This window comes from Paenibacillus sp. BT-177 (assembly GCF_025846815.2).
Classification (GTDB): Bacteria; Bacillota; Bacilli; order Paenibacillales; family Paenibacillaceae; genus Paenibacillus; species Paenibacillus polymyxa_C.
In genome coordinates this window covers 80,469-91,763 of record NZ_JAOYTP010000002.1, presented here as the reverse complement: position 1 = coordinate 91,763, position 11,295 = coordinate 80,469, and the positions used below count along the sequence as shown (strand labels likewise).

11 protein-coding genes and 1 pseudogene are annotated in these 11,295 nt (G+C 38.6%); all 12 read left to right on the top strand.

Annotated features, from left to right (window positions below; genetic code table 11):
• Positions 1–125: 125 nt before the first annotated feature.
• The gene (locus OIU26_RS06540; protein WP_014599587.1) at positions 126–437 is read left to right on the top strand and encodes an ArsR/SmtB family transcription factor; all 312 of its coding nucleotides are present in this window, start codon (positions 126–128) and stop codon (positions 435–437) included.
• Between the two features lie 74 nt (positions 438–511).
• Complete coding sequence (locus OIU26_RS06535; protein ID WP_264216324.1) at positions 512–1,687, top strand: MFS transporter; 1,176 nt, start codon at positions 512–514, stop codon at positions 1,685–1,687.
• 232 nt (positions 1,688–1,919) lie between these two features.
• Positions 1,920–2,264 carry a hypothetical protein gene (locus OIU26_RS06530; protein ID WP_264216323.1) on the top strand — a complete coding sequence of 115 codons (345 nt, stop codon included), beginning with the start codon at positions 1,920–1,922 and terminating at the stop codon, positions 2,262–2,264.
• Between the two features lie 273 nt (positions 2,265–2,537).
• Complete coding sequence (locus OIU26_RS06525; protein ID WP_264216322.1) at positions 2,538–3,212, top strand: VOC family protein; 675 nt, start codon at positions 2,538–2,540, stop codon at positions 3,210–3,212.
• 100 nt (positions 3,213–3,312) lie between these two features.
• Positions 3,313–3,768, top strand: coding sequence for a GNAT family N-acetyltransferase (locus tag OIU26_RS06520; RefSeq protein ID WP_264216321.1), 456 nt, complete (start codon positions 3,313–3,315; stop codon positions 3,766–3,768).
• Positions 3,769–3,991: 223 nt separating this feature from the next.
• Positions 3,992–5,323 carry a helix-turn-helix domain-containing protein gene (locus OIU26_RS06515; RefSeq protein ID WP_090739123.1) on the top strand — a complete coding sequence of 444 codons (1,332 nt, stop codon included), beginning with the start codon at positions 3,992–3,994 and terminating at the stop codon, positions 5,321–5,323.
• Positions 5,324–5,772: 449 nt separating this feature from the next.
• A complete protein-coding gene (locus tag OIU26_RS06510; protein WP_090736018.1) occupies positions 5,773–7,143 on the top strand; it encodes a helix-turn-helix domain-containing protein in 1,371 nt (456 codons plus the stop codon).
• A 160-nt stretch (positions 7,144–7,303) separates the two neighbouring features.
• The gene (locus OIU26_RS06505; protein ID WP_264216320.1) at positions 7,304–7,708 is read left to right on the top strand and encodes a hypothetical protein; all 405 of its coding nucleotides are present in this window, start codon (positions 7,304–7,306) and stop codon (positions 7,706–7,708) included.
• A 701-nt stretch (positions 7,709–8,409) separates the two neighbouring features.
• Positions 8,410–9,189 (top strand): hypothetical protein, encoded by a 780-nt coding sequence (locus tag OIU26_RS06500; RefSeq protein ID WP_264216319.1) that lies wholly within the window; start codon positions 8,410–8,412, stop codon positions 9,187–9,189.
• A 149-nt stretch (positions 9,190–9,338) separates the two neighbouring features.
• On the top strand, positions 9,339–9,503 hold the full coding sequence (locus OIU26_RS06495; protein ID WP_155271686.1) for a hypothetical protein: 165 nt from the start codon (positions 9,339–9,341) through the stop codon (positions 9,501–9,503).
• 447 nt (positions 9,504–9,950) lie between these two features.
• Positions 9,951–10,427, top strand: coding sequence for an RNA 2'-phosphotransferase (locus tag OIU26_RS06490; protein ID WP_264216318.1), 477 nt, complete (start codon positions 9,951–9,953; stop codon positions 10,425–10,427).
• A 195-nt stretch (positions 10,428–10,622) separates the two neighbouring features.
• Positions 10,623–10,742: pseudogene (locus OIU26_RS06485) on the top strand (DUF1805 domain-containing protein); the annotation flags it as partial.
• Between the last annotated feature and the right edge of the window lie 553 nt (positions 10,743–11,295).

Here is an 11,295-nt window from a genome sequence, read left to right as displayed (position 1 = left end):
ACAGGCTGTTTCCAAGCGGATTCTCCGTGAGGAAGCAGCCTTTATTATATTTTATTATGTAATCATCTGAGTAATCATCTGAATTAAATATTTACAAATCTAATAAAGTAGATATAATGTGATGTATGGAACCGTCATTGATTTATAAAGCTTTGTCCAACGAGACTCGTCGTCTAATTATGCAGTGGTTAAAAAAACCGGAAGATTATTTTGATGAACAGGCTTATTTAAAGCAAGGGCTTAATTTTCAAATTGGTGTATGCGTGGGAGATATTCAGGCCAAATCGGGACTGGCACAGTCTGTAATTTCAAGTTATTTATTAACGATGCAAAAATCCGGTTTGTTAGAGTCTGAGCGAGTAGGAAAGTGGACGTACTATCGTCGGAATGAAAAAACAATACAGGAATTTGCCGAGTACATCCAAAAAGAACTATAAACAGAAAGGAGTTTTTTTTCACATAACATATCTACGAATCTATATATATAATTAATTGGAGGCTTATACTTAATATGAAAAAGGTTAACCCGTTACTTATTATCATTCTAGCTTTGGGCGTGTTCGGCATTATTACAACGGAAATGGGGATTATAGGTGTTCTTCCCCAAGTCACTCAAAAATTCAATGTATCAGCTTCCCAGGCTGGTTGGCTCGTCAGTATATTTTCTGTAGTTGTGGCCATCTCAGGCCCGTTTTTGACCTTACTCGTTTCTGGCATGAACCGTAAAGTTACTCTATTAATAGCTGTATTCAGTTTTGTTATTTCAAATATTGTCTATGCCTATACTACTCATTTTGAGGTCATGCTCATTTTTCGTGTTCTCCCTGCTATATTTCACCCTGTCTTTTTTTCAGTTGCCCTCGTGACCGCATCTCATCTTGTCCCCCCTGAAAAGAGCAGTAAAGCCGTCACCAAGGTTTTCGCCGGGATTACAGTAGGATTTGCTTTTGGTGTGCCCTTGACTTCTTATCTTGCTGAGAAGATAGCGTTAGAAGCTGCTTTCTGGTTTGGAGCTGTCGTAAGCATGATTGCATTTGTAGGAATCCTCATATGGCTTCCTTCTCTACCTGTCCAGCAAAAGATGTCTTATGGCAAACAGCTTGGTATATTACGCAAGCCTCAATTATGGTTCAATATTGTGTCTGTTATTTTTATCTTTGCGGCTATGTTTTCAGTGTATAGCTATTTTGCTGAATATCTTGGAGTAATAACTCTTATGAACGGATCATGGATCAGCATGATGCTGATGGTCTTTGGAATCGTTATGATTTTTGGGAACTTTTTATTTGGAGGGTTATTACATAAAAATCTGATCAAGACCGTCATCATGTTCCCGTTGCTATATATGGTCGTTTACGTATTCACTTATGCTCTGGGTACATCTTTCCTAGCGATGATTGTAGTTGTGCTCATTTGGGGAGCTGTGCATTCAGGAGGGCTTATTATTAGCCAAACATGGTTAACTACTGAAGCGAAAGAAGCTCCAGAGTTCGGTAACAGCCTGTTTGTCTCATTTTCTAATCTGGGTATTACGATAGGATCTGCTATAGGCGGATGGTTTATCTCTCATCTGGGAATACACCAGCTCATCTGGAGCGGAATGATGTTTGCGCTGCTGGCATTCTTATCTATGATTATAAAAATAAAATTGTTCAATTCAAATGCAACAGAAGTGAACGTGCGTTAAAATATGGAGAGACATTAAAAGAGACTCTACACGATGACCATAAAATGATGCATGGGGTGAGGTTAATTGCATATTGAATGGACTTCGGTTTTAATAACATTTTTAATAGTCAGTGGAATCTTCGCGTTGCTCATCTGGGGAGTGATATCCTTAATTAAGCGTTTTCGCTAAACGCAATGAGGAGTAGACATCTCTATGTGTTGAACTTATATTATCCAATTGGGAGGAATAGATGAATATTCGAATGTACCACGATCTGGAGGCTCAATTGGAAGAAGAGATTTGGGAGCTTGGAGAGGATGCAGCTCATACACTCCCATTAGATAGCAACTTGGCTGTGGAAAAAGCCCAGAAGGCTTGGGATCTAATACCCGAGCCTAAGCATAAATGGGGCATCACAGGTGTAACCTTGCATCAATACGTTCAAATTCTCAATTATAACGAGCATACTCAGCGATCAGTAGAGCTTTTAAATGAGGAGATTTTAGATTTGGAAGGTACAGGGTACGCATTATACATGCTGAACCTTATATTCAGATGGCGGAAACACTTCTTCATCAGAGCAAACCTGTATTAGCTCATGAATATCTCCAGAAGGCATACTCGATTGGGAGGGCAAGAGCGTTTCGGGACCAGCCCAAGCTTTATCTCGAAATAGCAAAAAGTAAAGCTCTAGATGAACAGGATATACTACTTCAATTTGCGGCGTTAGATGTGAACGCCAAATTTTTAAGCGACTTAAAGGATAATAAACAAACATTGTAATGACCTCATATAGTCTGAGATAAAATGCTGATATGGATTAGACGGACAATGGGTATCAAAATTATTTGTGGGGAGGACCAGTGCATTGAAATTAAAAGAAGTGCTCTTAGGCACCCATAGTTTCGAAGCGATAAAAGCTTTTTACGGCTCTCTCTTGGATTTGCAGGTTGCGGAGGAAAGCCCTTCGCGGCTGTCGTTTCAAGTAGGGGAATCGGCTCTTGCTTTTCAGGAATCCTCCCATATGGAAAATGAGTTTTACCATATTGCATTTACGATTCCAACAAATAAATTCACAGAAGCAAAACAGTGGGTAATCGACCGTGGAATTTCATTGATTTCAAGACTCCAAGAAGATGAGTTTTTTTTCGAAAACTGGAATGCAACCGCGCTTTACTTCTATGATCCGGATCATAACCTCGTCGAGTTCATCGCTCACCATACACTCGACAATGCAGTCACTGAAGCTTTCGGGCCCAACTCTCTACTTCGTATAAGCGAGATCGGTCTTCCTGTCGATGATGTCCCTGAAGTATCTAGGCTAATCACCGAAACGTTCCAACTTGATCCATGGGGAGGGGCTGGACAAAAGTTCGCGCCGCTAGGGAATGTAGAAGGATCATTTATAGTCATAGACAAGCAACGGCCTTGGTTTCCTGATGATAGGCTTCCGGCCGTATTTAATACCAGTGTCTTGTTTGAAGGTCCATACTCTGTCCGTCTTTCACTGCATAATGGTTTGTATGAATTGAGGTCAACCTGAGTTAAGGCTTCATCTCATCGCCATCGCCCCCGGATTTCTGGAATAAAGCTTACGATAAGGGGGGAAATCCGGGGGCCATAATACATTCAGGAGAGAATATATGAATATTAGACTACTTAATTCAAATGAAAAATATCCAATAGAGCTCTTGCTACTAGCTGATCCTTCGCGCCAACTTGTTGAGGAATATTTGAAAAGAGGGCAGTGTTTTGTAGCAGAAATTGACCATCAAATTGTGGGAATCTATGTGCTTTTACCTACAAGACCTGAAACAGTTGAGTTAGTGAATATAGCAGTATCAGAAGATATGCATGGTAAAGGAATAGGCAGACAATTAGTGACACATGCCATTGAAACAGCCCGGTCACAAGGCTATAAAACGTTAGAAATTGGTACAGGAAACTCTAGCATTGGACAGTTAGCTCTCTACCAAAAATGTGGTTTCAGAATTGTGGGTGTAGATCTAGATTTCTTTATCAGACATAACTATGTAGAAGAAATTTATGAGAATGGCATACAGTGTAGAGATATGATTCGTATGTCTCAGGATTTATAGAGCTTAATTTTCTTTACAAACCCTTCAAAGGTATCTTAAGTAAGGTTCTGAAAGGTATATGATATTGTGCCAAAAGATGGTACAATGAATTGCGGAAAGGCTATACAATCATTGGATTGCAATAGTCCTTTTTTAATGAGTTGATATCCTAATAAGTTCCTGATAAGGGGTGGTTACTTTGTACAACACAACAACCACGATACTCACAGAGATAGCAAAACATATGAGAGATCATGATTTAATCCTAAGTGATTTAGCTCGAGCAGCCGAAATGAATCCGGGCACCATGAGCAGTATTATTAATGGGAACCGCACACTTTCAGTGGATCAGTTAGATCGAATTACACAAGCGATGGGCTACCCCGTTGGTTACTACTATGAACGCTATGTGTCTGAGTATTTAGCAGAGGCTAATCCGAACTGGCGTCGGATGAGTCCTTTCATACATAATTGTGCGAGACTCAATAAATTGGACTGCATTCATGATGTGGTTAATTTATTGATGGATAAACTAGGCTATTCAGAATCTTTATTTGAGCTTGCCGAAGAACTTTTTAGAGAAGGGCTTTACGAAGCGGCAACTATTCTATATGAGAATGTGGCTCTAAGTGAGAAAAAGCAATATTCAGAACGTCTGGCTATGTGTCAGTACCGTTTGTTCCATACAAGGCAAGGAGATAATCAAGAGAAAAACTATGAAGCAGCCGTTCAATTTGAAATATACGTTGATCGACTAGATGAGATAGAACAGTTAGATGCCTTAAAAGATCTGGCGAATACATACCGTTCGTTACGAAAATGGGACAAAGTAGAATTATTCGCAAAAGCTTTGGGAGACAAGGCAAAAATTCAATATAACATGGAGCAACAACGGCATCCTTCCAAAAAAGAAAATGCAAAGAAACCAAGCTTTCCTCTGTTTGCTTATTGGGCTTTTTCTCATTTACTTCGCACACAAGTCTGTGGTGAAAGAAAAGACTATGAACGTGCGTTTCATCATATCAAAAAATATGCTGATTTAAGCTGGGTTTTGGATACAGATGAAGAAACATTGAAATGGAAAAATAAATATGAGGATTGGGCGGTAGTAAATACTTATGTAAATAAGCTTCTTTCAGGCGAAGAGAGCGTACTTCCCGAGTATGTAGCTTATATTTCTTCAAGGAAAGATGAGGTTCTTCCCGCACTTGATAATATCTTCGAGGCGGCTAATCGATACCAATTTGATGTAGATGATATTTTAGGGCAATTCAAGGAGGACATTTCATCTTATTTAGAACAACAAGAAATTGAAGGCTTTTATACTCAACGATTCATAACAGAGCGTTTTATACATTTTTCTAAGGAATTATCAGTCTACTTTTTGACTAAAGGAAGATTTTCTGATGGCTTTAAATTTTTATTAAGTTGTTTGGAAAAATCTACATTAATCAATAATAAATCATATATAATTAAATGTATGAGACTGTATGAGTCTTTTCAAGAGTATGCATCCCTTGAGACTAAGAAAGCGTACAGAAAATTGATTAATGAGGTGGATGTAGATGAAATGTAAAATAATTCTAGCCTTTTTAGCAACCAGCTTCATGTTAGTAACGATAGCGACTGCTTCCTTACAATTTCATGATCAAGAGTCTAGTTATCAACCAACATATCATGGCGAAATGTAATTATTTCTAACAGGAAAAAGATGCTTGATATTTAATGCAATTAAATGGGGCAGAATATTAAACCAAATGGATAATGGAACAGGTTAGATGGAATGATCCGTCTAGCCTTTTTATTGCGCGTTTTGCTGTACATAAGCAAAATGAGGAAATCCTCTTTTGAGGAATATATGTAAAAAGTGCAAAAATGTAATGTGTGCTGTTGTAAACAACGAAGGGTATATGACTTTGTTCCAAAAGACAATGATGGGATAAAGTAATTTTTACTAACTGTTTCTCATTACATAGTTTAATTATGTATTATATGTCGAGTTTATGTTGAAAGGGTGGTTTATCTATGGAGATCACACCTACGATTAGAGCAGAAGTACAAACCTATCTGATACGGAAAAGCTTAACCATGACCGAGTTTGGTCACATGATTGATTTGAATGTAGGTACAGTTAGTGGCATTGTGACGGGCAACCGGTCTATTTCTGTTCACCAGCTAGATCGCATCACTATGGGAATGGATTTACCACCGGATTATTTTTATGAACGTTATATTGAAGAATGTATTGAGGAAGAACCGCTCAACTGGCGAAGAATCAGCCCTTTTTTGTACCGCTGCGTGGAGTTAGGACGACTTGATTGCTTGCGAAGAGTTGTAGGTATGTTGCTAGATAATCCTGTTTATCTTCCTTCACTTTTTGAAGTAGCCGAGGATTCTTTTAAAAAGGGTAATACTGAAGCAGCAGCGTTCCTTTATGAAAATGTGGCAGAAGGGGAAAAGTATCAGTATTCAGAACGTTTGGCGGTTTGCCAGTATCGATTGTTTACGATTCGTATTGGAGACGATCAAGAGAAAAACTATGATGCAGCCATTCAATTTGAGCCTTACGTTGAACGGTTAGATGAGGTAGATCAACTTGATGCATTAAGGGCGTTGGTGAATACATATCGTTCTCTACGAAAATGGGCTAAATTGGATGCGTTTGCCAAAGTATTAGGAAATAAAGCAAAAATACAATACAAAATTGATCAACAGCATCATGAAAATAATAAATATACAAAGAAGCCGCTATACCCTCCATTTGTCTACTGGGCATTTTCGCATTTAATACGAGCTGAAGTTTGTGATGCTAATAAAGATTATGATGCAGCGCTCCAACATATCCAGAGATATGCCGATTTAAGCTGGGTAGAAGAGAAAGATGAAACGACCCTAAAATGGAAAAGCCAATTTAAAGAATGGGCAACTGCTAATATTTATGTAAATAGGCTTATGTCAGGCGACTTAGGTGTAATCCCTGATTATGTTGCTTATTTCTCTTCAAAGAAAGATGAAATACTCCCTGCAATAGATAATATAATTGAGGCGGCTAATCGATATAATATTAATGTAGATCACATCCTTGAAATGTTTAAAACAGAAATTCAATCTTTTTTGAATGAACAAAATCAGGTAGGCGTATATACTCAACAAATCAGTTCAGAACGTTTTATTCATTTATCAAGGGGGTTGGCAATCTATCATTTGCGTAAAGGGAAGTTTTCAGATGGGTTCACATTTTTGTTCAGTTGTTTGGAAAAGTCTGCTGAATCTAATAATAGAATACAAGCAATCAGATGTATGAGATTGTTTACACATTTTAAAGAACATGCATCTGCTCACACGAAGGAAGTCTACGGAGATCTGATTAAAGCGGTTAACGAAGAGGAAGAGTAAGCTGATCCCACCATTCCAGTTTATGTTAGCAGCAGTGGAGGCACCTCCTATTGAGCATTGAGAGAATGGCTCGAATTACAGGCCAACGGGTCACCACGTGGCAGTCTGAGAATAAAATGCTCTCAAGTTCAAAATCACAGCCATTAGAAGGAGTAAGAGTATGAAGACAGATAAAATAAATGATACCTACTATGCTGGATTTGAAGGAGAACCAGAAATAAGATTGATTTATACAAATTCAGATAAAAGCTATGTATTGAAGATATGGAATGGATACTTTGATACATTAATGGATTGTTTGGTTCAACTAGAATCTGCACAAAGTAATATACTAAGTGAATATTATGCTCACGAAGGCTGGTATGAGGAAAGTCCATGGGAAGTGGAAAATATTAGAGAGACCCTACAATTGTTTGGTTCATTTGATATTAAATATTTGACCGAGGAAGAAGCGAAAAGTTTGACTAATATATTACCTGTACTTCCTGATCTTAAGAACGATATAATTATATTGTTACAAAAAGCCGTCAATGGAAACGGCAATGTGTTCATTGAGTATGATTAATATTTTATAAGCTTGCTCCTTTAACAATAAAATGGGAGCAAGCTTTTTTCATAGTAATTTATCTGATAAAGAAGATAATTTGCATGCACCTAAGAATTAAGAGGCGGGTTTAAACAGGAGAGTCTTCAATCAGGCTACTAACTTAGCCATATGGGTAAAGTATACGGAAGGTGCGTGAATGTTATGAAGTATGATACATTCTTAAAATTATGTGAAGAACAAAATAGTCTAATGAGACTATTGTTCTGTGAGAATAAAGTGTTAGACTGAAAAACAAAGCATTAGACCGTGAAAAATAAAGTTGTAGACTGGCAGCCGGCATTAGCCAACGGGCAGGATAACGCAACCATTAGATGGACTTATGGTTCTCGTTTGATACAATTTATTCCAGAAGTATCTTCGCGGGTTAATGAAAAGCAGCGGTGATGAACTAATAGGAGACCAACACAAAAAAGTGGTAGTTTTATGGATATGCAATAGTTTACTATAGGATCTTATTCTCGGTTCGTCTGAACCGATTGTAACGGAGATTCATGAAGTGCCTGGAGAGATGGAAGTAAAAGTGTTGTCTGACAATGGACAGAGCGGGATTGGAAGAGCGGAAGTGAAGTGGCAAAGCCCGTAAGCGTAGGTCACAGCTCATAATACGAACGGAGAAGTATAGCTTAACCAAGAAATTACTGGAAAATGCGGAGGATAATTTGGATCGCAATTCGCTGGAATCGAGCGGAGATTCACTTCGCAGACAACTGGTGGCACTACGCGCCGAATGGAACTTGGTACTAAAAGGAGGGGTAGGACACATGCGAGAAGAACAGGAAATATTCGCGGGCAAAGGATATAACAGGTCGTACGCAATTGCTACAGGTCTACCGATTTTGAATATTAGGGGTAGCTTATCGCGTGAAAGTAACGGTCAACTACCGTTTCCGTGGGTGACAACGGGCATCAAGATTGATAAAGAACAGATGCTGGAAACCGTTATGAAGCAGAAGTCACTCGAGTATTTGTTCAAGATGCAATTCAGTAAGGAGGAAATGACCGACCGCAATTTGGTTGTAGGCTGTTATGAATACAGGGATCCGAATGACAAGGAACAAATAACGCTATATGCGCTGGTTTCGTTGAAGGAATTTCTCGCGAGATACGGCGATGAACGGGCATTGGAGATTCTGATGCGAGTTGGCTGCGCATACGAGAAGATTATGGAGGAATGCGATGAAGCCATTGAAGAACACTATGCAGTGTTGCGCCAGGCACTTCATTTGAAGAATCTGAGGGAAAAATATGACGTCGTTTACCAATGGGTTGAAGAGGAAGGGCAAAAGACGTACATAATCAGATACACCAAATCGAGTTATACGAAGATTAAAGCTAAATCATTCGAAGAGTTGACCAAACTCTATGATGAGCAACGGAAGAAGGATGCAAAGAAGACGTTCGCGACTCTGGAGCCGTTAGAAGCATTCATGCAAGCATAAGAAAACCGCCCCTTTACGGGGTGGTTATTCAACATTTCATTGAACGAAGATTCGAGGAATATCCAGCGATAGAGAGGATTCTCGACAGTCGCATCGGAAAGTGCTGACCCGTACGCCAGATATGGTCGAATGGGGACTGATGGAAGACGTTGATCCAGCCGATTATTTCGGCAAAACCAATAGAGGTAGAACGATTTAAGGCGATTGGAAGCCTAGCGATTCAGGGAGAATTTATCGCCTCGGTGTTTCTTACTGACGGTAAGCCGATCGGCAGCACCGAAACGGTTGTAGATATATCGCATGAAATAATTTAGCACCACTTGTTACGCTAACAGAGAACGTTAGTTCAATAAACCAGCGGCAGTCTAGGACTTTATTTTCAGGTCCTTGACTGCCGCTGGTTTTATATTTGGGTCAGTCTAAAACTTATTATTCCAAGTCTGACGATTTAGCAATTCAGAATCAGCTTAGGACCAACAAATCCAGTCTAAATCTTTATTTTCATCGGACAACTATTAGATAGGAAGGATTTAAGAATCGGAAATTTTTTATCATGGATTTGATAAGAGGTATTTTCGGTTATTTTCATTGTGGGGGACTTGCAAAAATATTGGAGGCTTATAACAGATACAGTCTAAGAGGTTTTTTAATTGGTGCTACATTTTTCCTTACCGGAGGTTTGGGGCTTTACTTCACAAGGCGCTATGAATCATCGGATAGGTTATTATAGATAGACAAATATTTTATTAAAGGAGTATACAATGTTAACACTAAAACAAGAAGAGAGCCTCAGTAGGTTTATGAGTAAGATTCTTAGGCATACACCAGAACAGTTTGGTCTTGAGCTAGACCATGAGGGTTATTGTGACATTCAAGACCTGATTCAAGGGATAAGATCAGAGAATAGATGGGCCGATGTTAGTGAGTTGGATATCAAGCAAGTAGTAAACCATTGTTCAAAGCAAAGATATGAGATTGTTAATGGGTACATAAGAGCTAATTATGGTCACAGTACAGACAGGTTAGATTATAAGGAAGCTACTCCACCAACCATTCTCTATCACGGTACAAACACAAAGGTAATCCATAATATTTTCAATGAAGGAATTAAGCCAATGGGCAGAAAGTATGTAGACACAGAAAAGGCATTAGCTAATCAAGTGAAATTTTATAAAGCCAACCATGGTGTTTGGCTTGCTGACCTTGTGCCGTCACAGTACTTAAAAAAGTTAGAATAAAGCGTAGACCTAGTACATTAACTTATGATCAAGAGACTAGATGGAATGATTCGTCTAGTCTTTTTGATTTCGCCTGTTTTGCTGTACATAAATAAGATTTTTAATATTTTGAACGTATCCACGAGTGTCCACACTTACCCGCAAATGCCGCATAAAATATCCCGGATGAATAAAGAGGAGGTGCATGTAATAACCATGATACACATGGAACCCATTCAAGTGGGTGAGCATACATTTATCGGAGTCGAGGTCAGACTGCCTAAAACAACGCTGTTGACGATCTCTAACTCCCGTGGTTACATCATGTGTGGTGCGTCTAAGATGTACCGAATTTGGGGCAGTGAAATTTTTCGCTGTTTAAGCCGTAAAGTCAAACGGGACAAGCTTTCATAGCAATTTTCAATTTACTGATCTGTACTGATTTATTCTATTAAAATCTTATAAATGACTGAATTTTGTGACCGCATTTGTGACCTTTTGAAGGGGAACAAGCATGTGACTGTGCATTGCATTTCCGTTATAATCCTTCAAAGAATAATTATACGCCCCATCATCTACTCCTTTAATGGGGGCTTAGCTACGCTGAATAATTTTATCTTGCTCTTTTAAAATACCTTGCATTGGTTTCGTCCTTAAAAATAACTTGTGTACTAACTAAGGTAGCTTTACCTATTTGAGTTTTAACTGAATAAATTTTAGATGGTTTGTATCCTTGAATTTTTACAAGATAATCGAATACCTTATTTTGAGTATCACTTTTAGTGTAACTACTAAGCGTCCAAACGCTTGCGAATATCATTACTATAAAAATTGCTATTCCATATTTTCTTATAACTATCTTCTTTGTTGGAGCAAGCTAAAGTAGCGC

What these genes read in the sequence shown, in the direction of transcription:
- OIU26_RS06520 (WP_264216321.1), top strand. Translation starts at nt 3,313, where the DNA reads ATGAATATTAGACTACTTAATTCAAATGAAAAATATCCAATAGAGCTC.
- OIU26_RS06510 (WP_090736018.1), top strand. Translation starts at nt 5,773, where the DNA reads ATGGAGATCACACCTACGATTAGAGCAGAAGTACAAACCTATCTGATA.
- OIU26_RS06515 (WP_090739123.1), top strand. Translation starts at nt 3,992, where the DNA reads ATGAGAGATCATGATTTAATCCTAAGTGATTTAGCTCGAGCAGCCGAA.
- OIU26_RS06505 (WP_264216320.1), top strand. Translation starts at nt 7,304, where the DNA reads ATGAAGACAGATAAAATAAATGATACCTACTATGCTGGATTTGAAGGA.
- OIU26_RS06540 (WP_014599587.1), top strand. Translation starts at nt 126, where the DNA reads ATGGAACCGTCATTGATTTATAAAGCTTTGTCCAACGAGACTCGTCGT.
- OIU26_RS06530 (WP_264216323.1), top strand. Translation starts at nt 1,920, where the DNA reads ATGAATATTCGAATGTACCACGATCTGGAGGCTCAATTGGAAGAAGAG.
- OIU26_RS06535 (WP_264216324.1), top strand. Translation starts at nt 512, where the DNA reads ATGAAAAAGGTTAACCCGTTACTTATTATCATTCTAGCTTTGGGCGTG.
- OIU26_RS06490 (WP_264216318.1), top strand. Translation starts at nt 9,951, where the DNA reads ATGTTAACACTAAAACAAGAAGAGAGCCTCAGTAGGTTTATGAGTAAG.